Origin of the sequence: Brevibacillus laterosporus, assembly GCF_030489605.1 — a bacterium.
Taxonomy (GTDB): Bacteria; Bacillota; Bacilli; order Brevibacillales; family Brevibacillaceae; genus Brevibacillus_B; species Brevibacillus_B laterosporus_E.
The window spans coordinates 104,969-127,272 of the sequence record NZ_JAUKFY010000003.1; the positions used below are offsets into that span (position 1 = coordinate 104,969).

Here is a 22,304-nt window from a genome sequence, read left to right on the forward strand (position 1 = left end):
CGTTTACCCTCCTATTCCCGTCACATGGATGACAATCGTTTTAAGCGTTTCTTGCAAGGGATTGCTTAACATCGCTGGATAAACACCGATCAGAATGATAAATCCAAGCAATACAACAATTGGAATTACCTCCAGAGGCTGTGCATCGGCCAAATCCAGATGCTTCTCCTTTGTCGGTCCATAGGTTATCGCCAGCACGGCACGCAACACATAGACTGCAGTAAAGATAATACCTAAGGAACCAATCGCCGCTAACACAGGCTGACTCGCAAACAGACCTAGGAAAGCAAAAAACTCACTGACAAAGCCCGACATCCCCGGCAATCCTAAGGAAGCCATCCCAGCCGCTAAGAAAACACCACTTACAAAAGGCATTGACTTAGCTAATCCACCTAGCTGATCTAGCTTGGAAGTACCCGTGCGGTCCCAAATGATTCCCACTAAAAAAAACATGAGCGCTGAAATAAAGCCATGTGATATCACTTGGAATAAAGCTCCTTGAAAACCAAACTGATTCATAGAAGCAAATCCTAATAAGATAATACCCATGTGGCTAATACTGGAGTAGGCTAGCACCATTTTCAAATCCTTTTGGACAAAGGCAAGCGCTGCCCCGTACAAAATATTAACTAACCCCAAAATTGCCATTCCTGTCGCAAAATATTGAACTGTCTCGGGAAAAAATCCAATCCCCATGCGTAACAGCCCGTATGCACCCATTTTTAAGAGGATACCAGAGTGAATCATGACGATAGCCGGCGGAGCCTGAACATGCACTCTTAGCATCCACGTATGGAAAGGAAAGATCGGAAGCTTAATTCCAAAAGCGATAAATAGTATCAGGAACAATCCCCAGCGGAATGTCTCTGGAACATGTTCAATAAATGCATTGTTCGGCTGGGTTAGTGCTTCTGTCAGCGCGGGAATGCTCATAGTCGGTTCTTGTGTCACGATTGCACTCACAAAAAACAAGGTGATAAATCCGACCAACATGAGAGCTGAACCGATCCCGTTATATAGAAGAAACCGATTTGCCGCTTTTTCTCGATCTGTGTAACCCCAAATCCCAATGAGGAAGTACATAGCTACCAGAGTGATCTCAAAGAACAAGAAGAACAAAAGCAAATTCTGAGCAGCAAAAACCCCAAACATCCCGATCAATAACAGGTGAAAGAATATAAAATACTCTTTCGCCCTCTTTTTTACCCCCCACGATGCTACAGCCGCTAGTGTTCCAATAATAGCTGTCATCAGGATTAAAGGCATGGAAATTCCATCTACACCCATTTCATAATCAATATGCAAATTGTATAATTGTTGATCGGCTGTGATGGAAGCAGGTATTTGAATCCATGTTGCATGTTCCTCAAATTGACTGCCTCTCTGTTGATAGTCAAAGGCACCAAACATCATGAATGCCAAAATCAACGGCACCAACGTTCCCAGAACCCCAATTTGCTTAACAATGCTAACCTGCTGCTTGGGAACGAACAATAAGATCAAGAGAGCCAGAATAGGCGAAAACGTCAGGAGTGATAACAGATAGCTATTTAACAAAAGGAACACCTCCCAGCGCCGTAAGACTGACCATGAGAACTACGAGCCCCAGCAAGACTACAAAGCCATAGGTCTGCATCTGACCAGACTGTAAGCGGCTTAGTAACCTTCCAACCATGTTGGTCAATCTGCCAATGCTTCTAACCAGACCTCCAATGATGTAGTAATCCAGCCAGTTAAAAGCAAGACCAATGCCTTTTAGCGGACGAATAAATACAAAGGTATAGAGCTCATCGATGTAAAATTTACGGTACGAAAGCTGATAAAGCCATGGCAGTTGTTCGGATATAATATCGGTTGGCAGATTTTTTTTGCCATACATCAGATAAGCGAGTCCTATTCCAAACAACGAAATAAGTACAGCTACAATCTGCAACCATAGTGCACTATGCCCAGATTCCTCTCCATATTTATCGATAATGAACTGACCCACAGAGCCACTCATCATCCACTCCCCTAGCACAGGTGCATTTGGTAGATTAATAAACCCGGCACCAATTGCCAACAAAGCTAGCAGAAGCATTGGAATCGTCATGACACTTGGTGATTCATATGCTTTTTTAGCCCCTTCAGAAGCAGGCGCTCCTCTAAACGTAAGAAAATACAAACGGAACATATAAAAAGCGGTAAAGAATGCAGCTACAATCGCAATGATTAATAAGTCATATCGACCGGCTATATACACCGCACCGAGAATCTCTTCCTTCGACCAGAAGCCCGAGAAGGGAGGGATGCCAGCTATAGCAAGACAACCGATCAAAAAAACAACGGATGTAACCGGCATACGCTTCGATAAACCACCCATTTTAAACACGTCCTGGGTGTGCACCGCATGTATCACGCTACCTGCGGCAAGGAATAATAACGCTTTAAAAAAAGCATGCGTCATCAGATGAAAGGTTCCTGCCACATAACCGGCAGCCCCCGCTACTCCCAATGCCATCATCATAAAGCCAAGCTGACTGACTGTAGAGTAGGCAAGAACCCGTTTAATATCACGCTGCGTCAGTCCAATAGAGGCGGCAAAAATGGCAGTGAATCCACCAACGTATGCCACTACGTCTAAGGCGATTGGCGACTCAATAAATAGTGGAAATGTTGTCGCAACCAGATATACCCCAGCGGCTACCATTGTGGCCGCATGAATTAAAGCAGACACAGGCGTTGGGCCTTCCATCGCATCAGGCAACCATGTATGGAGCGGAAATTGACCTGATTTTCCTACCGCTCCGACAAAAATGAGAATAGCAGCTAAGGTAATGACAAACGGTTCTACTTTCCCGCCCTGAATAGCTGTAAAAATATCGTCGAATTCAAAGCGTCCTGTTTGCCAAAACAGCAGGCAAATGGCAATGAATAATCCAACATCGCCTATTCGTGTGACGATAAAAGCTTTTTTCGCCGCCGCCTTAGCCTCTGGTTTAAAGTAGTAATACCCTACCAAAAGGAAAGAACAAACGCCCACCAACTCCCAAAAAATGTAGAGTTGCAGGAGATTTGGTGAGATCACCAAACCAAGCATGGAGAAGGTAAATAGCGCTAAATATTGATAAAACACTGGAAAACGCTGATCTCCTTGCATATATCCACGCGAATAAATTTGTACTAACAAGCTCACAACAGAAACGATCACCAGCATCATAGCGTTTAATTGATTGACTTCAAAGCCTACAGGAATCACATAATCCCCTACTTGGAGCCATTTAATGCTGAGTACGTAATCCTGTGCCCCTTCCTGAAAACGAGCCACGAACGTAATACAAGCCAACACCAGAGATGCCGCCGTCAATAGAATGCTTATGTACCCCGCTCCCTCTTTTAATTGCCGTCCGAACGAGAGGATGATGGCAAAAGCGATCAGAGGAAAAAGCGGTACGAGCCAAGCGTACTGCATACTTGTTTCCATATTTTCACCTATCCTTTTTCCTGGTTAATCTTTTAATTTATCCATCTCGTCAACGTTCACCGTATCACGATTACGATAGAGAGCGATCAATACTGCAATCCCAACAGCCACCTCTGCCGCAGCTACCGTCATGGTAAACAAAGTGAATATTTGACCAGTAACAGCCGCATGCAAACCATATTTCGAGAATGCTACTAAATTAATATTTACAGCATTCAGCATAAGCTCAATGGAGAGCAAGACGATAATGGCATTTCGTTTGGTCAATGCTCCGAACAGCCCAACACAAAATAAAATGAGGGCAACAAGCAAATAAGAAGAGATATGAATATCCATCTGTGTTACTCCTCCTCTTTCTTAGCCAACACGATTGCGCCTACCAAAGCTACTAGTAACAGCACAGACAGCAATTCAAACGGAATTACGAACTTTGTAAATACTTCGATTCCGATTTCCTTGACGTTACTAACAGATGGATTAGGGGTTCTTGCCGGCACAGAAGACCAGTTTGTGTATTGAATGGCCGTAAAAATCGTTGTAAACAACGTCACAACTCCTGCCAAGCTAAACCAAAACCGTGCTCTTCGTTTTTTCCCTTCTTCTGTCGCATTGTGCTTTGTCAGCATGATTCCGAATAACATCAGAATCGAGATCGCCCCTGAATAGACCAATATTTGGGAAACAGCAACGAATTCAGCACCCAGCAGTACAAACAAGCCTGCAATACTAATAAACGTTACCCCAATAGAGATCACCATATGAACTACTCGGTTAAAGTTAATCATAAAAATCGCCCCACCAATGGTCAGAAGGCCCAGTATAAAGAACACGGCATACGACCCGCTTATCAATTAGTTTTCCTCCCTCACATTGGTATTGTTATCGTCCAACCATTTTAAATCCTTGTACAATTCATCTCGACTATACACTGCAAGCTCAAAATTATTAGTCATGACGATTGCATTTGTTGGACAGACCTCCGTACATAGATCGCATAAAATACAAATTTCAAAATTAATATCATACGTATCAATGATTTTACCTTTTTTCTCGGGATCAGGATGCGGCTTCCCGGTTAGCTGAATGCACTCAGTCGGACAGATCCTGGCGCACTGATTGCAAACGATACATTTTTCCGGAGAGAAATGCTGGATTCCCCGAAATCGAGGCGGCATCTGGAAGGGTACATCTGGGTACATCGTCGTTAACTTCTTCTCAGATAGCTTTTTGAGCGTGTATCCTAGGCCTTTGGCAAATCCTAGCACGTAAATTCCTCCTCATTATCAAAATAGATAGCTTATAGCTAAAACTCTACATAAAACCTTTTTGAAATGAGATGACTACAGCCGTAAGCAAGATATTCAATAGAGCGATTGGTAGAAGCCCTTTCCAAGCAAAGCCCATTAATTGGTCTGCACGGAATCGAGGCATCGTAGCCCTAATCCAGAACTGCAAAAATACGTAGCACATAAATTTAAGGATAAACCAAATAACCGGCGGAATAAAGCTCAGGCTGGGATGAACAGGCAACCATCCACCCAAAAACAGAATCGTAATCAATGCCCCCATGCCAAACATGTACACGTACTCTGATAACATAAACATGGCAAAACGGAAGCCAGAGTATTCCACATGATACCCTGCGACAAGCTCCGACTCAGCTTCTGGCAAATCAAACGGGGAACGATTCAATTCCGCCTGTGCTGCAATTAAGAATACACCAAATCCTAATATTTGCGGAATAATATTCCACATGTCCTGCTGTGCATAGACGATATCTTTTAGATTAAGGCTGCCAGTCATTAAAACAACACCCACAACTGACATAACCAGCGGCACCTCATAACTAATCATCTGCGCTGCCGAACGCATGCCGCCAATTAAGGAATATTTATTATTAGAAGCCCATCCAGCCGTAATGACACCCATGACTGATATACCAGACAAGGCAATGTAATACAAAACCCCAATCCCTAAGTCGGCAAATTGCAGTTTATCCGTAAATGGCATAACCGCCAATACCGCAAACGCAGGAGCATATGCCAAAATAGGAGCCAGCGTAAACAGGGCACGGTCTGCATTTTTTGGCCGAGTATCTTCTTTAATAAGCAATTTGACAACATCAGATACCGTTTGTAAAAGCCCTAGTGGACCTACACGATTAGGACCATAGCGCAATTGCATCCAGCCAATTACTTTTCGTTCAAAATAGATCGCATATGTAACAAAAGCAAGCACCACCAACAGTAACACTATTGCTGCCATGGAGAACAGTAAAACATTGGTAAATGATGGGGTCTGTTGAAGCCAACTAGTCATTTATGCATCTACCTCCCCGACCACAATATCAATGCTACCCAAAATGGCCACCATATTGGACATATTAACACCTTTCAATAAGGAAGGTAAAATCTGCAAATTTACAAAGGATGGTCTTCGCAGTTTCATTCTCCATGGCTTATCCTTACCCTGACTAGCAATATACACACCTAATTCTCCACGCGGTGCTTCAATTCGTACGTATGCTTCTCCTGCCGGCGGCCGAATCACTCGAGGAACTTTGCCGATAACCTCTCCTTCTGAGGGAAATTGATCTAGAGCTTGCTCTAAAATTCGCAGTGATTGCTCAATTTCTTGGAGCCGCAAATGATAGCGAGCCATGCAGTCTCCATCTGTAGATACAGGAACATCAAATTCAAACCGATCGTAAATGGAGTATGGCTCATTTTTACGAATATCCCAATTCTCTCCTGTACAGCGAAGCATGACACCGGACAGAGAATAATCAAGAGCCGTTTGACGATCATAAGTACCAATACCGGTCAATCGGCTAATAAAAATTTCATTCCCGCTCACCAAAAGGTGGTAATTAGCCAATTCCTTTTTCAGATATTGAACAAATGCCTTTGCTTTATCAATCCATCCAGGAGGGGCATCCCATTTTACTCCGCCAATTCTCATATAATTGTACGTCAAACGTGCCCCAGAAATCTCGTTAAACAAATTAATAATGGTTTCTCGATCGCGGAACGCATACAAAAATGGCCCCATCGCCCCGATGTCCAAAAGATAGGTGCCCCACCAAACCAAATGGCTGGCAACACGATTTAGCTCCATTACAATTACACGTAAATACTCAGCCTTTTCCGGAATTTCTAGTCCCATCATCGTTTCAACGGCATGACACAACACATAATTATTGGTCATAGACGAGAGATAGTCCAGTCGATCTGTATAGGGAATGATTTGCGTGTATGTCAGATTCTCAGCTAGCTTTTCTGTGCCACGATGCAAATAGCCCATTACAGGAATGGCTTCTTTAATGGTTTCCCCGTCTATCTTTACAATTAAACGAAATACTCCATGGGTACTTGGATGCTGAGGTCCAACATTCAGGATCATTTCTTCTGTGCGAATACTAGTCGTCACTGGAGTACTCAAGGTTATACCCCCTCATCAAAAGGCTCATAATCTTTACGCAACGGATGTCCAACCCACTCATCCGGCATCATGATTCTAACCAGATTGGGATGTCCAATAAAGTCGATTCCTAACAAATCATATGTTTCTCGCTCATTCCAATCTGCTCCTCGCCACACATCTACAACAGAAGCCACAGACGGTGCTTCACGCGTAGTTTTCACCTTAATGGCCAGGCTTTGCTGATGCGCATACGAATACAGATGATAGTAGACTTCCATCCGGTCTTCATAATCGACGCCGTGCAGATTGGAAAGGTAATCAAATTGTAAGCTAGGCTCCTGCTTTAAAAAGAGTGCAATTTCATGCCAAAGCTGATTTTTTATCGTCATGGTGGGAACTTCTTTTGATAAAACGTTAACGTAGGATTCTTCGATGCTTTCTTTGCCAAATCTCTCTGTAATGATTTGTACAAAACGATCTAGGTAGGGTTGATTCTTCGAGGGGGGAACTTCTGCTGTTACAGTTTCTTCGCTTGATTTCGCCTTTGCCGCCGCGGCTGCTACTGCTTTCGCTTTTTCTGCTGCTTTAGCCTTGGCATCTGTATCAGCCTCTGTAGGTAGTCCTGTGGTTACTTCTTCACTTGCTTGTGTATTTTTTTCTTGAGCAGACTGCGCAGGGTTTTCTGTAGTCGTGGCGCCACTTTCTAGCTTTGCTTTGGCCGCCGCTGCCGCCTTTGCCTTTGCTGCTGCCGCTGCCTTGGCTTTCGCTATCGCTTGTTCATCGGGTACGGAAGAGCTAGAAGAAGGCTCATCTTGTGTCATTGTTTGTGTTGAGTGTTTATTTGTTTCTTCATCAGCTGCATTAGCTTGTGCTTGCCGTGCCAATTTAGCTTTTACAGCCGCGGCCGCTTTTGCCTTCGCTTCCGCCACTGCTGCTGCCTTTTCTTCAGGTGTAGGCTTTCTTTTTTCTTCACTCATTGCTGATCCACCCGCTTTCCGGTCTTTGCTTCATAGCGGATTTTTTCTTGTAATTTATTAATACCATAGATCAACGCAACTGGACTTGGCGGGCAACCTGGAATATAAACATCCACAGGGCATATTTGATCAACACCCTTTACTACACTATACGATTTGATGTAGGGACCACCCGCCGTAGCACAGGAACCCATGGCAATAACCCATTTTGGTTCAGGCATCTGATCATACAAGCGTCTTAATAATGGCGCCATTTTTTTGGTGACTGTTCCAGCTACAATCATCACATCCGACTGTCTAGGAGAAGGGCGAAAAATGACGCCGAATCGATCTAGATCATAGTGAGAACCGCCTGTCCCCATCATTTCAATCCCGCAACAGGCTAATCCAAACGTAAGCGGCCATAGCGAGTTGCTTCTTACCCATCCCTTTAATGTCTCTAAACTCGTAAGCAGAACATTCCGATTTAATTCTTCCTGTAAATCTGGTTCGATGCTTTTCAAATCTAATTCCATTCAAGCACCTTCTTTCTCCATGCGTACAACAGGCCAATAATCAGAAGAACAATGAAGATACACATTTCCACGAGAGCAAAAAGCCCTAATTCATTAAAAGCGACTGCCCACGGATACAAAAACAACGTTTCAACATCAAAAATAACGAACAGTAGAGCAAAAATATAATACTTTACGTTAAAACGAACCCAACTGTCTCCAATCGGGATATTTCCGCTCTCGTATGTTGTTTGCTTTTCAGCATTCGGTTTATTTGGACGTAATAGAGGCCCAATGATGCTTACCGTGGCAACTGGAAGCAACACACCAAGAAGCAGAAAGATGGCAACAATCACATAATTGTTTGCATAAATAGCATCCATCTTATTTCCCTCCATTGTGCTGTAGGTCTTCGAATTTCTTCATAATTATAGCAAATCAGTACATTTCTGTACAACGAAAGCCCTTACAAACACTCAGACTTTTATTAGCCTACGTACATTTATATACTTATTTTATCAGATTTTTGTTTATTTTATGAAAAAATATTGCACTAATAAAATATAAGGGTCTTACCCGCAACAGAGATGTGCAGGTAAGACCCTTGGTTACTTGGCGTTAGTACCTTCTAAAAATGCAAATCCTACTGAACAGTAGGTTCGGCTACTTGCTGCTCAGTTTGTTGGGTTTGCTGTTCAGGTTGTTGCTCAACTTGTTGTTCAACTTGTTGTTCAACTTGTTCTTCTACTTCGCTTGGAGCAGGAAGTCTGCCCTTTCCTTCTCCCTTACCTTTATTCGGTTGCAGCAATACGTCTACAACAACTGCCTTTTTAATCGAAGGCACCTTTACAGAAGATACATAAACGGTAAGATACACTGGTTTTTTCTGTTTTTTCTTTGGCAATTTTACTAGGAAGCCATCGTTGTCGATCAAATCAGGGTTAGAGCTTTCTACTACTTTATAAGTAATTTCATCTGTTTCATTCGGTAGCTTTAACACTTGCTTATTCAATTCGCTTACATTGACGATCTTTGCAGAGAAATCTTCGGCTGCTTCGTTAACTAATTCCCTGATATCTTCACGGCCTTCTTCATCAACTGCACCTTGAATCGAAATAGCGCTCCAAGCCTCATATTTAATTTTTATATCGTCCTCTTTTTCAACTGGGTTTTCTGGATCATACTGATATCCAAAGATTCTTACTTTATATTTCCCGTTTTCCGGCTTTGTCAGTTTACCAGTTTTTGCACTTACATATTCCCCAGTTAGATTTTTAAAGGAAAGCTTTCCTGGTTTCAACAACTGAAGATTTCCTTTTTTGTCTGTCTTTTTCTCTACAGCCATTGTACCTAGCTTCTCGTCATTTAGACCCCAAAGCTGTAGCTCAATGAGATTAATATCCTTTGCCTGCAAGTCGGCAGATGCAGAGAAAGTGAGTGAATCGGGATTAATCTGAGTGCTGGAGAGCTTAAAGCTATCAAAGCCGAATTTATTTTCTTCTCTTTCGTCACCTACATGAATAACAAACGGCAGATGCAAGTCAGGGTGTCCATCCTTGCTCTTCAGACGAACTTCGCCTTCATATACGCCGTCCTTTACTTTTTTCTTAGCCTCTACCTGCAAATTAAATTGTACGGACTTTCCAGGTTTTACGGTAAAGTCATCCTCTGACAGCTTCACTTTCAGGTTGTCCGTATTAGTAGTTGTCTCTGGTTTTCCTGGTACAGACGTTACCTTCTCGTGCATAATAACTTCTGCTTCATATTCAACCTCTTCATCAGAAGTATTTTTTAATTGAAGGGTTCTAACTAACGGTTTTTTCATGTCTCTGGAAACTAAGCCAAAGCTGACATTTGTTCCGTAGTTGGTAACATACTTTTCATTCATGTTTTTATCTAGGATTTTGGTCTTTTCAACTGTTTGTAGCAGAGCTGGTGTTTTTAGCGCTGCCAAACCATCTACACGACCAGAGCCTTGGGAATACACATCATATAGAACACCATTGCCATCCTTGATCTCAACAGCAGTATTAGCCATAGCCGCCTTTACATCAAATGGCGTCCAATCTGGATGAGCCTGTTTTAAAAGCAACACCAGACCTGCCACATGCGGTGTAGCCATACTTGTACCGTTTAGGCGCTGGTATGCATGATCGTAATTCGCATCTGGGAAATCCTTTTTCCATGTTGGCTTAGCTGACAAGATGCTTACCCCTGGAGCCGAAACATCTGGCTTAATCGAGTACTCATCATCCATAGCCGGTCCACGCGAACTAAAGTCAGCCATTAGATCGCCTTTTTCTACAGTCTTAGGATACTCGCTGCTAAATGTAATGGTAGCTTTGCTTGGATCAGCTTGAATTTGCTTCACCAATTCACGGCCTTCTTTTCCTTTCATATCAAAGGTAGGAATTGCATCCATTTGATCGCCAAGATAGGAATTAAAGTAATCGTCACGACCTACTGGATCCGGATCCGCAATGCCGTCTCCATTTGCATCATTGCCATTATAAATAATAATAGCTTTTGCTCCCGCCTTTTTCGCGTTGGAAATCTTGTCCACAAAGGCTATTCCACCACGTGAAACTAAAACCACTTTGCCCCTCACATCTACTTTAGCAAAATCAGCATTCAGTCCTAGGTTAGCAAATACAAGCGGGAGGGTTTCTGTACCCACTATCTTCGCAAAATCATTTAGACCTGTTTCATAACTTGCTACTTTAAACTCATAGTTTTTACCGAAGGAGGTAGTAGCTGTACTGGTATACAACTCTACAGGCGGTGTAGTTGCTCCTACAGAAATAACTAATTTGGCTCCTGCTGGAGATCCGGCTGTGTAATAATATTGATTTGGATTATTATTAGCAGCATTTCCGTTAGCTACTACTGGAATAACCCCAGCCAATACAGCATTATTTAATGCGATAGCATCAGGTGAGTCAGAGTTCTTTTCCAAATCAGAGCCTAGCGACAAATTGATAACATCCATGCCATCTTTAACAGCACGTTCAATACCATCAATTACTTGAGCCGAGCTTCCACCATGTCGTCCTAATACACGGTATGAATAAAGGTCAGCCTCATAGGCAATTCCACGAACATGAACGTCGGATGTTTTATTGGAAGCTCGCCCCACAATTGTGCCGGCTACGTGAGTACCGTGATGTGAGCCTTTATAACCTTTCCCCTCTGGATCTTCTTCCACTGGGATTGGCTTTTGCTCGTATGGGTCATCATCATCATCGTAGGAGTCATAGCCACCTTTATAGGCATCCTTTAAGTCAGGGTGCAAATAGTCTACACCGGTATCAATAACACCTACTTTTAAGCCTTTGCCAGTGTAGCCTAGCTTCCACATCTCAGGTATTTTCATTGCTTTCAGAGGGTTCGCGTCATAATTTCCCGGCGGTAGGTCGGCAGTCTCCGATACAACCTCTACCTCTGGTTGGGAATAGTAGTTAATGTTGTTATAAACGGCTTTTACATTAGGCAGTTCAGCCAGCTTAGGGATTTCATTTGCAGGCAGAGTCACTACCATTCCATTAAATACTTCTTCAAACTTCTTCTCGATATCTACATCAAGGCCCTTATCTTCAATAAGTCCTTCAAAATCATCCTGATCATCAGATACGAGTGAACGAGCTTCTCTTTCAGAACTTTTCGACTTTCCTTTTGTTACAACAACTGGGTCAGCTTTTAACTGGACGATAACCGTCACCATTTTAGAAGACTTGGTGTCCAAAGCAGGAGATATGTACGCAGGGCCAGTAGAAACTTCCTCATCAGTTTCTCCCGTTACCTTTGCCTTTGTTAACTCGTTAACGTCTAATAAGGCGTCCAATTCTAGACCTTCTTTTGGAGTTGCCGCCATAACATTATACGGGATAACTCCTAGCAACAAGCTAGTAGCTAGTGCTATTGACGTAATCTTTTTAGGTTTTCGTAACAACTATGATCCCTCCTAAAAATAATCAATTAAAAAAATATAATAGCATACTGAGTTTTCTAAAAAATCAGTAGATATTAATTTCTCTATATTTTTCTTTATTCCTTTAGGTCTAAAGTCATGTTTTTACAAAATTAAAAAAAACTGCCCTTCCGTATAATTGTCTATACGTTAAGAGCAGCCATTTTTAATTTTTTATGGTTAAATTTGTATATTGACTAACGTTTATTGAAGAGCTTGTGGATTATCTGTACCCAAGAAATCCTCGTAAATACGCTCCCATACCACTTTGAATTCCATTTTTTCATTATCTGGGATCTCTTGGAAATGTTCAATTGGCTCTTCCAGATATGGTGTTAATTTGATCAAGACTTCTATTAGCATATTATCGTTAATGCCTCCTAGAATTTCCTTGATCTCATTTTTGGATAACGCGAATTCATTCTCTTCTTTTTCATGCAGATACATTACTAACTGGCTGAACACTGGATGAATTAACGACTCCAAACGAATGTGATACAAAGCAAACATCTCATCATCACGAAGCTCGAATGTATCTGCTACTTCTGGGAAAGGATCTACTGGTACATCTAGGCTAGTTCCTTTATCAATTACTAGTCCCCACTTAATGAACATATCTAACGCTTCCTGAGCTGTTGCCGGATACTCATAGTTAGAGCGCTTCAAAAAGTTAGCATACTTCTCCAATAGAGCCACATAGTTTTCATAGTTCTCTTCGTCATGGAATTTATTTTTATCCAATGTATCGAAAGTTCCTTCCAATGCTCTGGTAGAATAGATGGACTCTAACATTTCTTCTTTTGTCTCTAGCTTGCTCACCGCATAGCAAACGGCTTTAAACAATACGTTCATCTCATGAGAGAACACGGTGCTCCAGCCATGCATGTCATAGCCTTTCGGAATAATAATATCATCGCTACCTTTTGTGCGAAGATCTTGTATCGTTTGCATATTACACTCTCCTTATCCACAACTGCGTTTCACAGAGTACCTCTTAGTAATCTTAGAGTACATTAGGTTTATTATACACATAACTAGAGGCAGATTTCCAACTTCCAAAGGAAAATCCCCAAGCATATTAAAATGCCTGGGGATTTTCGCTTACTTGTGGCGTGCCACATCTAAACGTACGATTGCGCGTTGTAGGGCATACTCAGCGCGATGAACGTCAAGATCTGGAAACTTCTCATTGAGACGTTTTTCGGCACGTTGTTTTGCTAATTCTGCACGAGCTGTATCAATGTCGGTTGATTGCTCTGCTGCTTCTGCTAAAATCGTTACCTTTTGGCCGCGAACTTCCATGAAGCCGCCGCTAACTGCGATTACAGTCTCTTTGTCGCCTTCTTGCTTAATCCGAACAGGAGCAATTTTTAACGGAGTCACTAGCGGCGTATGGTTAGGGAGAATACCCAACTCACCTTCGACGCCTCGTGCAATTACCATTGTGGCTTCTCCGCTATAGACAACCCGTTCAGGAGTAACGATCTCTATTACCATTTTGCTCATTACCGTCTCCCCTTTCAGGGTTGTCTTACTTCATGTTCTTTGCTTTTTCAACTGCTTCTTCAATCGTACCTACGAATAGGAAAGCTGACTCTGGCAAATCATCATGTTTACCATCAAGAATTTCTTTAAAGCTACGTACAGTCTCCTTAACTGGTACATATTTACCAGGGAATCCAGTAAATTGTTCAGCAACGTGGAAAGGCTGGGACAAGAAACGTTGTACACGACGTGCGCGCGCTACGGTTTGTTTGTCCTCATCGCTTAACTCGTCCATACCTAGGATCGCGATGATATCTTGCAATTCCTTATAACGTTGTAGGATTGTCTGTACGCCGCGAGCTACTTCATAGTGTTCTTGACCTACAATGTCAGGTGCTAGTGCACGAGAAGTAGAAGCTAACGGGTCAACCGCTGGATAGATACCCAACTCGGAAATACCACGATCCAGGTTAGTTGTTGCATCCAAGTGAGCAAACGTAGTAGCAGGTGCTGGGTCAGTATAGTCATCCGCTGGTACGTAGATCGCTTGAATAGAAGTAACAGAACCTTTTTTCGTGGAAGTGATACGCTCTTGCAAGCTACCCATTTCAGAAGCAAGTGTTGGTTGGTAACCTACCGCAGATGGCATACGTCCAAGTAGGGCGGATACCTCAGAACCAGCTTGCGTGAAACGGAAAATGTTATCGATGAACAGAAGTACGTCACGGCCTTCTTCATCACGGAAATACTCAGCCATTGTAAGACCAGTCAGTGCGATACGTAGACGTGCACCTGGTGGTTCGTTCATTTGTCCAAATACCATCGCTGTTTTAGCGATAACACCGGAATCCTTCATTTCGTGGTAAAGGTCATTACCTTCGCGAGTACGTTCACCTACACCAGCGAATACAGAGATACCGCCGTGCTCTTGCGCGATGTTGTTGATCAATTCCTGAATTAGTACGGTTTTACCTACACCCGCACCACCAAACAGACCAATTTTACCACCTTTTACGTATGGGGCTAGCAAGTCAACAACCTTGATACCTGTTTCTAGGATTTCAGTAGAAGTTGCTTGGTCTTCATAAGCAGGTGCTGGACGGTGAATCGGATCACGACGAGGAACATCGTTCATTTCTACTTCGTCAATAGGATCGCCTAATACGTTAAATACGCGGCCCAATGTAACTTCACCTACAGGTACAGAAATTGGTGCACCTGTGTCGATTGCTTCGATGCCGCGGATTAAACCGTCTGTAGAAGACATCGCAACTGTACGAACTTGGTTATCTCCCAAATGAAGCGCAACTTCACATACTAGATCAATGTCGCGTTCTCCGGAGCTTTGTGCTTTATAAGAAATTTTGATCGCATTATAGATAGCAGGCAGATGACCATTGTCGAATTCAATGTCAACAACCGGTCCCATTACCTGAACTACGCGCCCTTTCGCCATCTTAAATCTTCCCTCCTAAAAGCTAATTGGAAGCCTTTATAACTGTCTTTGTTATACTTGTGAGTTCGCACCCGCAACAATCTCGGAGATTTCTTGCGTGATGGCTGCCTGACGAGCACGGTTATAGAAGAGTGTCAAACGATCGATAATATCAGATGCATTATCAGTCGCATTACCCATCGAGGTCATACGCGCTCCGTGCTCTGAAGCTTTCGCATCCAATACAGCACTATAGATTAGCGTTTCCGCATATTTTGGCAAAAGCACTGCGAGAACCTCTTCTGCAGAAGGCTCATAATCATAGTTAACTGTAGAGGCCTGTGAATCCGATTCAATTGATTGAAGTGGCAACAGGCGTTTCACCTGTGGAACTTGCGAGATAGCAGATTCAAATTCGTTATAGCAAAGATAAAGTTCGTCGATCTTCTCTTCCGCATATAATTTAACTGCTGTGTACGCAATTTGCTTAATGTCAGAAAAACTAGGGTTTTCCGGCATTCCAACTACCTCTTCAATAACAGGATAGTTACGTTTCACAAAGAAATCGCGGCCTTTGCGTCCGATAACAAAGATCGCATACTCATCTTTAGATTTATGCTTTTCGTTAACCGCCTGAAGAACCTTACGGATGATATTCCCGTTATATCCTCCTGCGAGTCCACGGTCAGAAGTAATTACGATATATCCTGTCTTCTTCACCGGACGGGTTTGAAGCATCGGATGTTTAAAGCTAGTGCTTCCTGAAGCAATACTTGCTACTACCTCCTGAACCTTTTGAGCATACGGGCGAGCCGCTTGCGCTTGGTCTTGGGCACGGCGAAGTTTTGCAGTAGACACCATCTTCATCGCTTTCGTGATCTGACGCGTGTTTTTAACGCTTTTTATACGTCGTTTTACTTCACGAATACCTTGAGCCACTCATTTTCACCACCTTGGGAAATGCATGCTGAATTCATTTGAACCCAGCATGCACAAAATCTATCGATGCCGAAGATTAACGGCTTGAAGCAAAGCCTTTTTTAAACTCTTCGATCGCCGCTCCTAATTCTTTTTCATCCGGTAATTCGTTTGTTGTACGGATATGTTCGAACAACTGTGGTTTATTGGAGTCGATGAAGGCAAGCAATTCTTTTTCGAAACGGCGAACGTCTTCCACAGCAATTTCGTCCAGGAAGCCTTTTGTCGCAGCGAAGATAGAGATAACTTGCTTTTCAACAGGCATTGGTTGGTATGAAGGTTGTTTTAGGATTTCAACAACACGCTCACCACGAGTCAAACGAGCTTGCGTTGCTTTATCCAAATCGGAACCGAACTGCGCAAATGCAGCCAACTCACGATATTGTGCCAAGTCCAAACGAAGTGGACCAGCTACTTTTTTCATTGCTTTAATCTGTGCGGAACCACCTACGCGGGATACAGAGATACCTGCGTTAACCGCTGGACGTTGACCTGCGTTAAACAAATCGGTTTCCAAGAAGATCTGTCCGTCTGTGATGGAGATAACGTTCGTTGGAATGTACGCAGATACGTCAGAACCTTGCGTCTCGATGAAAGGAAGTGCTGTTAGAGAACCAGCTCCTAGTTCATCAGATAATTTGGCTGCACGTTCTAACAAGCGGGAATGCAAGTAGAATACGTCACCAGGGTATGCCTCACGACCTGGAGGACGGCGAAGCAATAGGGACAACTCACGATAAGCTGCCGCTTGTTTAGATAAGTCATCATAAATACATAGGACATGTCCGCCCTTGTACATGAAGTACTCACCCATTGTTACACCCGCATAAGGAGCTAAATACAGCAATGGAGCTGGATCAGAAGCTGTAGCGGAAACAACGATTGTATAATCAAGAGCACCATGCTTGCGAAGTGTTTCAACTACGCCAGCAACTGTTGATTGCTTTTGACCAATGGCAACGTAGATACAAATCATGCCGTTACCCTTTTGATTGATGATGGTATCCAAAGCAACAGATGTTTTACCTGTTTGACGGTCACCGATGATCAACTCACGCTGACCTCGACCGATCGGTACCATGGAGTCAATAGCTTTAATACCTGTTTGCAATGGCTCATGAACGGATTTACGCGCCATTACACCAGGAGCATTGTTTTCGATAGGACGGAATTCCGTAGTCGCAATTGGACCCAATCCGTCAATCGGTTGACCAAGCGGGTTAACTACGCGACCTAATAGCGCTTCCCCTACTGGCACTTCCATTACACGGCCGGTACGTTTAACCGTGTCACCTTCTTTAATGTCACGGAAAGCTCCAAGGATAATTACCCCTACGTTATCGCTTTCCAAGTTGAGTACCATACCCATAACGCCGTTTTGGAACTCAAGAAGCTCACCGGCCATTGCTTTTTCCAAACCATGTACGCGCGCAATACCGTCACCAACAGTGATAACCGTACCTACGTCAGCGATTTCGATCTCAGCTTTATAATTAGCGATGCGCTCTTTGATGAGCGAGCTAATTTCTTCAGGTCTGATTGCACTCACTTACGATTCACCCCATTCAACCCAGCGTCTTATATTTGATGCGCAAAATGCTCTAATTTCGTTTTCAAGCTACCGTCATATAAACGATCGCCAATCTTTACAACGACTCCTCCAATAATAGTAGGGTCTATTACGCTTTCGAAGCGCAGCTTTTTATTCAGCATTTGACCAAACTGAGCAGCAAGCTCTTCTAATTCTTCCTGGCTCAGCGGTTTAGCTGTAGTAACAACGGCATCCGCAAGGCCACGTTTATCGTTGGCCATTTCTACGTATGCTCTGGTTATTTCTTCGAATTCACTTTCACGTTTGTTGTCTACTAACGCAAAAAGAAAGTTGATTACTTCCTGCGAAGCTTTTCCCTTGAAAAGCTCCTCCAGCAACTCTTTCTTAGAAGCAACGGCAATACGAGGATGCGTAAATAATTTATGGAAGTCAGGTACCTGTTTTAATGCTTCAGCAAGGTCTTTTAACTCACCCTCGATTTGATCAATGAGTCCACGCTCTTCTGCAATCTCAAACAGAGCACGCGCGTAACGTTTTGCTAATGCTCCACTCATAAGCGATCCCCTACTTGTTTCAGGAACTGATCAATCGTGGATTTTTGTGTCGCTTCGTCCAATTCTTTTTCAATAATTTTAGAAGCCAACATAACAGATAGACTTGCCATTTGCGTACGTAATTCTTCTTTAGCTTTCTCTGTCTCGCGGGCAATTTCTGCACTTGCTTCCGCTTTCAGACGAGCCGCTGTTTCTTCTGCCTCTTTCTTAATACGCGCTTCTTCTTCTTGTGCTTGACGAGTTGCACGCTCAATTAGAGCTTTTGTTTCCTGACGAGCTTCATCTAACAAGCGGCGCTGTTCAGCTAGTAGTCCTTCCGCTTCTTTACGGTTACGTTCTGCTGCTTCAATTTCTGATGCAACGTATTGACGACGTTTTTCCATGATTTGTGTTATAGGGCCAACTGCAAATTTCCTAACAACTAAAAGAAGTATCAGGAATGCGAGTACTTGAAAGAGCATCGTGCCCCCTTCAAGGGTTACCGCTCCAAACTCTAGCATGCTATTCACTCCTTCCTGGTTCAGAAGAGTATTTTGGTAAAGATAAAAAACATTGATCTTTTACTGTTGCATAAACAAGGCGAAGGCCTAGCCTGCTAGCCTTCGCCCCGTAAAATTACATTTGGGAATAAAGAATGAAACCAACCGCAACCGCGATGATAGGCACCGCTTCAACAAGACCTACCCCTAGAAGCATAAGACCCATCAAGCTACCACGAGCTTCTGGTTGACGTGCAACACCTTCAATTGTGCGAGAGATAACTAGTGAGTTACCGATAGCTCCACCTAATGCAGCTAAACCAAAGATAATACCGATTGCTAAAGCCAAAGTATTCATTAAAATAATCCTCCTCAGTTTCTGTTGATTAAAAATTAGTGACCATCATTCGTTTTCTGCGAAATATATATGATTGTAAGGGTCGTGAAGATATAAGCTTGAACTGCCCCTACGAAGACGGAATAACCAAGCCACGCTAATAATGGGATACTACCAATAAAGACACCGGTGCTCATTAAGAAGGCAATCAAAACTTCCCCGGCAAAAATATTACCAAATAGACGAAGTGGAAGTGTTAATGGCTTAATGACCAGTTCTTCAAGGATATGGAGTGGGTTAAGAAAATGCTTCAGGTACGTACCTACCCCATGACGACGAATATCCACGTATTGAGAGTAAAGAAGGATAGTAAGCGCCAGCGAGAAGGTCACACTTGCAGCAGCCGTTGGAGATTTCCACCATGCGATGTGTATACCATGGCCACCTGGTTCAAGTGAATGTTCCACTTTTTCGATTTTCTTAGCCTGAGCCTCAGGAGTCCCAGAAATCGTCAACATCTCAACAACTTGTTCGCTAACTACCTTATTTTGAGCAGGGTCGTTGTGATGCAGTGTGACTACGTTAAGACCTAGCCCTAACCAGTTCCCCAGAATAATATAGAGAAAAACTGTTACAGCAAGTGTAATAAACCTTGCAGCCGTTTTTGCATCCATAACCGATCTTGCCAAGTTATTGATGAAATCGACAATCCACTCTAGAAGGTTTTGCCTTCCACCTGGAACACCTGTCGTTAATTGGCGAGATAAAACAACCAGTAGGACAAAAACCAAAATAGCTGTCAACGTAATCATAAGCATGGTCGGAATATCGAATACAAGTCCACCGAGCTTAAATTTTAATGACCAATGATCCAAAATTTGTTCACCCCTTTCCCTCAAAAAATACTTCCTTGTCAACCTTTTAAGAGCTTACTCTTTATTCTACCTCTTAACTTGTTGAAAAACAGTTAACAAATATTGAACTAATTATCTATTTTTAAGATTGTAATACACAAAAATAATCGAAAACACTTGAAATACTAGCAGTCCAATAATAACTCCCATAATTTGAAACAATTCTGGAAATCTTAGGGCTATAAAAACTGCTATAATTGTAACTGCAAACCTCTGCACCATTCCTATTCCCTTGGTTTTTCCTATATTACCAGTAATTTTCCATACTTTCAGATAGAGGAGAAGTCCATTGATAAGACTTGCAAAGCTACCCAACAGTAATGACTGAAAAAACAATCTATAATCAGGCAGGAGAAACCATAGAACCCCGATAAGGGCGATAGACCATAAAACACAGCGGATGATATTACGTACGGCAGTATAGAATGTTTGCATGCTACATCTCCCTACAGATAAGGACGTATCATTCGGTATACGCTTACAATACCCACGCCCAACCCTAGAAACAGCCCGACAATCATGAGCCAAGGAGCTGTATGTAACCATTCATCTAAATACTTTCCAAATAAGACTCCGGCTATGATACATATTGCTAAATCTGCTCCAATCATACTTACTAATCCGATAGCTTTCCATGGGTTATTTACCTTTTTTGACAAGTTCGCTTCTCCCTTCAAACCAGAAATGGAAGAGCTTGGTTGACACCTTAACATATTAACGAAGATTTATCTACATTGTCAACTTGTCGAACTGTAGGACACAAATCTTTCACAAATTTGTCTATATTATTTTGATTATTGTTGAAATTCCTTGACCCCCACCTATGCATAAGGTAGCTAGACCATAGCGAGAATCGCTTCGTTTCAACATTTCATGGACAAGACTAACCAGAATGCGAGCCCCGCTTGCTCCAATTGGATGACCAAGGGCAATCGCTCCTCCGTTCACATTTAGCTTCTCTCGATCAAGACCTAATTCCTTCCCAACCGCTATTGCTTGTGCCGCAAAAGCCTCATTGGCTTCAATCAGGTCTATTTGATCTATAGAAAGTCCCGCCTTCTTTAGAGCCTTTTCTGTAGCCGGCACAGGGCCTAGTCCCATTACTTGCGGATTGACACCAGCGCTTGCATTGGCAACTATTGTAGCTAAAGGCTTAATCCCCAGATCTTCTGCCTTTGCATAAGACATTAAAACTAGTGCTGCTGCCCCATCATTAATTCCCGAGGCATTTCCTGCTGTGACGCTTCCGTCCTTTTTAAAAGCAGGTCGCAGTTTGGCTAATGCATCCACCGTTGCACCTGCTCGCGGGAACTCGTCTTGCTCAAACAATATAGTCTCTCCCTTTTTTTGCGGGATAGTGACAGGGACGATCTCATCTAAAAAACGTCCTTCTTGAATAGCTTTGTTCGCCTTTTGTTGACTCCAAGCCGCAAATTCATCCTGTTCTTCTCGGCTTATCTGATAACGTTCGCAAAGATTCTCAGCTGTTATTCCCATATGATAGTCATTGAAGGCACACCAAAGCCCATCGCGGATCATAGAGTCTACGACCTTCTGATCACCCATGCGATACCCGTCTCTGGCCCCTTCTAATAAATAAGAAGCCTGACTCATATTTTCCATACCACCTGCAACTACCACATCTGCTTCTCCAGACACGATAGCCTGATAAGCTATATGTACAGCTTTTAATCCTGACCCGCAGACTTTATTAATGGTCAATGAGGGTTTCTCCTCACCAATGCCTGCCAGCATGGCCGCCTGACGTGTTGGGTTTTGCCCGAGTCCCGCCTGTAATACGTTCCCCATCACGACCTCGTCTACATGCTGTTTATCAAGGCCTGCTTTGGCAAGTGCCGCTTCAATCACTACTGCTCCTAATCTGGTTGCGCTTACAGAAGATAACTTCCCTTGAAAACTACCGATGGCAGTGCGCACAGCACTGACAATAACTACATCGCTACCTTTCATCATATCCACTCCTTAAAAACATCAGATCGTAAGCTTTAGTTAGTTAATTTTGCCACTTGTGAATCTTCAGTCTTTTACTAACAATAATTAGTAACTAAGCTATATATTACCATATTTTTAAGGAGACAGATATCCCTTAGATCATCCTATTTATAAGTTTCCCATTATTACTATAGTAGAAATAGCCAGAAAGTAAACAGGTAATTTTCGGAATTAAATCGCATATTACAGTTTAATAGAAAAAGCCGTCTTTGCATAGCAATAGACGGCTAAGC

The 22,304-nt window shown here is 42.8% G+C and carries 23 protein-coding genes; all 23 read right to left on the minus strand.

Annotated elements, in window-relative coordinates; translation table 11 throughout:
- Nucleotides 1-3 precede the first annotated feature (3 nt).
- The 23 genes from QZ995_RS04160 to QZ995_RS04270 all read right to left on the minus strand — a co-directional run bounded on the left by QZ995_RS04160 (nucleotide 4) and on the right by QZ995_RS04270 (nucleotide 22,029).
- Nucleotides 4-1,557 (minus strand): complex I subunit 4 family protein, encoded by a 1,554-nt coding sequence (locus QZ995_RS04160; protein WP_301803485.1) that lies wholly within the window; start codon nucleotides 1,555-1,557, stop codon nucleotides 4-6.
- On the minus strand, nucleotides 1,547-3,463 hold the full coding sequence (nuoL, locus tag QZ995_RS04165) for an NADH-quinone oxidoreductase subunit L (protein ID WP_301803488.1): 1,917 nt from the start codon (nucleotides 3,461-3,463) through the stop codon (nucleotides 1,547-1,549). The genes QZ995_RS04160 and nuoL overlap by 11 nt, the downstream gene beginning before the upstream one ends.
- A 24-nt stretch (nucleotides 3,464-3,487) precedes the next feature.
- Nucleotides 3,488-3,799 carry an NADH-quinone oxidoreductase subunit NuoK gene (gene nuoK / locus QZ995_RS04170; RefSeq protein WP_003334264.1) on the minus strand — a complete coding sequence of 104 codons (312 nt, stop codon included), beginning with the start codon at nucleotides 3,797-3,799 and terminating at the stop codon, nucleotides 3,488-3,490.
- Between the two features lie 5 nt (nucleotides 3,800-3,804).
- Nucleotides 3,805-4,311, minus strand: coding sequence for an NADH-quinone oxidoreductase subunit J (locus QZ995_RS04175; RefSeq protein WP_301804086.1), 507 nt, complete (start codon nucleotides 4,309-4,311; stop codon nucleotides 3,805-3,807).
- A gap of 3 nt (nucleotides 4,312-4,314) precedes the next feature.
- On the minus strand, nucleotides 4,315-4,728 hold the full coding sequence (gene nuoI / locus QZ995_RS04180; protein WP_301803495.1) for an NADH-quinone oxidoreductase subunit NuoI: 414 nt from the start codon (nucleotides 4,726-4,728) through the stop codon (nucleotides 4,315-4,317).
- A gap of 46 nt (nucleotides 4,729-4,774) precedes the next feature.
- On the minus strand, nucleotides 4,775-5,782 hold the full coding sequence (gene nuoH, locus QZ995_RS04185) for an NADH-quinone oxidoreductase subunit NuoH (RefSeq protein ID WP_301803497.1): 1,008 nt from the start codon (nucleotides 5,780-5,782) through the stop codon (nucleotides 4,775-4,777).
- Nucleotides 5,783-6,904, minus strand: coding sequence for an NADH-quinone oxidoreductase subunit D (locus QZ995_RS04190; RefSeq protein WP_301803500.1), 1,122 nt, complete (start codon nucleotides 6,902-6,904; stop codon nucleotides 5,783-5,785).
- Nucleotides 6,905-6,906: 2 nt separating this feature from the next.
- Nucleotides 6,907-7,863, minus strand: a complete 957-nt coding sequence (locus tag QZ995_RS04195; RefSeq protein ID WP_301803503.1) for an NADH-quinone oxidoreductase subunit C — start codon at nucleotides 7,861-7,863, stop codon at nucleotides 6,907-6,909.
- The gene (locus QZ995_RS04200) at nucleotides 7,860-8,378 is read right to left on the minus strand and encodes a NuoB/complex I 20 kDa subunit family protein (RefSeq protein ID WP_301803505.1); all 519 of its coding nucleotides are present in this window, start codon (nucleotides 8,376-8,378) and stop codon (nucleotides 7,860-7,862) included. The genes QZ995_RS04195 and QZ995_RS04200 overlap by 4 nt, the downstream gene beginning before the upstream one ends.
- Complete coding sequence (locus tag QZ995_RS04205) at nucleotides 8,369-8,740, minus strand: NADH-quinone oxidoreductase subunit A (protein ID WP_104031375.1); 372 nt, start codon at nucleotides 8,738-8,740, stop codon at nucleotides 8,369-8,371. Before QZ995_RS04205 ends, QZ995_RS04200 begins: the two co-directional genes overlap by 10 nt.
- Nucleotides 8,741-9,000: 260 nt before the next feature.
- The gene (locus QZ995_RS04210) at nucleotides 9,001-12,306 is read right to left on the minus strand and encodes a S8 family serine peptidase (RefSeq protein ID WP_301803509.1); all 3,306 of its coding nucleotides are present in this window, start codon (nucleotides 12,304-12,306) and stop codon (nucleotides 9,001-9,003) included.
- A 222-nt stretch (nucleotides 12,307-12,528) separates the two neighbouring features.
- On the minus strand, nucleotides 12,529-13,275 hold the full coding sequence (locus QZ995_RS04215; RefSeq protein ID WP_301803510.1) for a DUF6042 family protein: 747 nt from the start codon (nucleotides 13,273-13,275) through the stop codon (nucleotides 12,529-12,531).
- A gap of 150 nt (nucleotides 13,276-13,425) precedes the next feature.
- Nucleotides 13,426-13,830, minus strand: a complete 405-nt coding sequence (locus tag QZ995_RS04220; RefSeq protein ID WP_301803512.1) for a F0F1 ATP synthase subunit epsilon — start codon at nucleotides 13,828-13,830, stop codon at nucleotides 13,426-13,428.
- A gap of 25 nt (nucleotides 13,831-13,855) precedes the next feature.
- Nucleotides 13,856-15,265, minus strand: a complete 1,410-nt coding sequence (gene atpD, locus QZ995_RS04225; RefSeq protein ID WP_181747571.1) for a F0F1 ATP synthase subunit beta — start codon at nucleotides 15,263-15,265, stop codon at nucleotides 13,856-13,858.
- Between the two features lie 51 nt (nucleotides 15,266-15,316).
- The gene (gene atpG, locus QZ995_RS04230; protein WP_301803516.1) at nucleotides 15,317-16,183 is read right to left on the minus strand and encodes an ATP synthase F1 subunit gamma; all 867 of its coding nucleotides are present in this window, start codon (nucleotides 16,181-16,183) and stop codon (nucleotides 15,317-15,319) included.
- Nucleotides 16,184-16,259: 76 nt separating this feature from the next.
- On the minus strand, nucleotides 16,260-17,771 hold the full coding sequence (gene atpA / locus QZ995_RS04235; RefSeq protein ID WP_301803517.1) for a F0F1 ATP synthase subunit alpha: 1,512 nt from the start codon (nucleotides 17,769-17,771) through the stop codon (nucleotides 16,260-16,262).
- A 29-nt stretch (nucleotides 17,772-17,800) separates the two neighbouring features.
- Nucleotides 17,801-18,328 (minus strand): F0F1 ATP synthase subunit delta, encoded by a 528-nt coding sequence (locus tag QZ995_RS04240; protein WP_301803518.1) that lies wholly within the window; start codon nucleotides 18,326-18,328, stop codon nucleotides 17,801-17,803.
- Entirely contained in the window at nucleotides 18,325-18,828 is a 504-nt protein-coding gene (gene atpF / locus QZ995_RS04245) for a F0F1 ATP synthase subunit B (protein WP_301803520.1), read from the minus strand. The genes QZ995_RS04240 and atpF overlap by 4 nt, the downstream gene beginning before the upstream one ends.
- 115 nt (nucleotides 18,829-18,943) lie before the next feature.
- Complete coding sequence (gene atpE, locus QZ995_RS04250) at nucleotides 18,944-19,165, minus strand: F0F1 ATP synthase subunit C (protein ID WP_003334246.1); 222 nt, start codon at nucleotides 19,163-19,165, stop codon at nucleotides 18,944-18,946.
- A gap of 35 nt (nucleotides 19,166-19,200) precedes the next feature.
- Nucleotides 19,201-20,043 carry a F0F1 ATP synthase subunit A gene (atpB, locus tag QZ995_RS04255; protein WP_301803521.1) on the minus strand — a complete coding sequence of 281 codons (843 nt, stop codon included), beginning with the start codon at nucleotides 20,041-20,043 and terminating at the stop codon, nucleotides 19,201-19,203.
- A gap of 87 nt (nucleotides 20,044-20,130) precedes the next feature.
- Nucleotides 20,131-20,493 (minus strand): ATP synthase subunit I, encoded by a 363-nt coding sequence (locus tag QZ995_RS04260; RefSeq protein WP_022586153.1) that lies wholly within the window; start codon nucleotides 20,491-20,493, stop codon nucleotides 20,131-20,133.
- A gap of 11 nt (nucleotides 20,494-20,504) precedes the next feature.
- Nucleotides 20,505-20,717, minus strand: a complete 213-nt coding sequence (locus QZ995_RS04265; protein WP_301803525.1) for an AtpZ/AtpI family protein — start codon at nucleotides 20,715-20,717, stop codon at nucleotides 20,505-20,507.
- A gap of 121 nt (nucleotides 20,718-20,838) precedes the next feature.
- On the minus strand, nucleotides 20,839-22,029 hold the full coding sequence (locus tag QZ995_RS04270) for an acetyl-CoA C-acetyltransferase (protein ID WP_301803526.1): 1,191 nt from the start codon (nucleotides 22,027-22,029) through the stop codon (nucleotides 20,839-20,841).
- Nucleotides 22,030-22,304 lie beyond the last annotated feature (275 nt).

Bases quoted from the DNA above. Each gene is read 5' to 3' on its own strand.
- QZ995_RS04195 (WP_301803503.1), bottom strand. From the start codon at position 7,863: ATGAGTGAAGAAAAAAGAAAGCCTACACCTGAAGAAAAGGCAGCAGCA.
- nuoH (WP_301803497.1), bottom strand. From the start codon at position 5,782: ATGACTAGTTGGCTTCAACAGACCCCATCATTTACCAATGTTTTACTG.
- atpD (WP_181747571.1), bottom strand. From the start codon at position 15,265: ATGGCGAAAGGGCGCGTAGTTCAGGTAATGGGACCGGTTGTTGACATT.
- QZ995_RS04220 (WP_301803512.1), bottom strand. From the start codon at position 13,830: ATGAGCAAAATGGTAATAGAGATCGTTACTCCTGAACGGGTTGTCTAT.
- QZ995_RS04205 (WP_104031375.1), bottom strand. From the start codon at position 8,740: ATGGATGCTATTTATGCAAACAATTATGTGATTGTTGCCATCTTTCTG.
- QZ995_RS04260 (WP_022586153.1), bottom strand. From the start codon at position 20,493: ATGCAAACATTCTATACTGCCGTACGTAATATCATCCGCTGTGTTTTA.
- atpE (WP_003334246.1), bottom strand. From the start codon at position 19,165: ATGAATACTTTGGCTTTAGCAATCGGTATTATCTTTGGTTTAGCTGCA.
- nuoL (WP_301803488.1), bottom strand. From the start codon at position 3,463: ATGGAAACAAGTATGCAGTACGCTTGGCTCGTACCGCTTTTTCCTCTG.
- QZ995_RS04215 (WP_301803510.1), bottom strand. From the start codon at position 13,275: ATGCAAACGATACAAGATCTTCGCACAAAAGGTAGCGATGATATTATT.
- QZ995_RS04270 (WP_301803526.1), bottom strand. From the start codon at position 22,029: ATGAAAGGTAGCGATGTAGTTATTGTCAGTGCTGTGCGCACTGCCATC.
- QZ995_RS04240 (WP_301803518.1), bottom strand. From the start codon at position 18,328: ATGAGTGGAGCATTAGCAAAACGTTACGCGCGTGCTCTGTTTGAGATT.
- nuoK (WP_003334264.1), bottom strand. From the start codon at position 3,799: ATGGATATTCATATCTCTTCTTATTTGCTTGTTGCCCTCATTTTATTT.
- QZ995_RS04200 (WP_301803505.1), bottom strand. From the start codon at position 8,378: ATGGAATTAGATTTGAAAAGCATCGAACCAGATTTACAGGAAGAATTA.
- atpF (WP_301803520.1), bottom strand. From the start codon at position 18,828: ATGCTAGAGTTTGGAGCGGTAACCCTTGAAGGGGGCACGATGCTCTTT.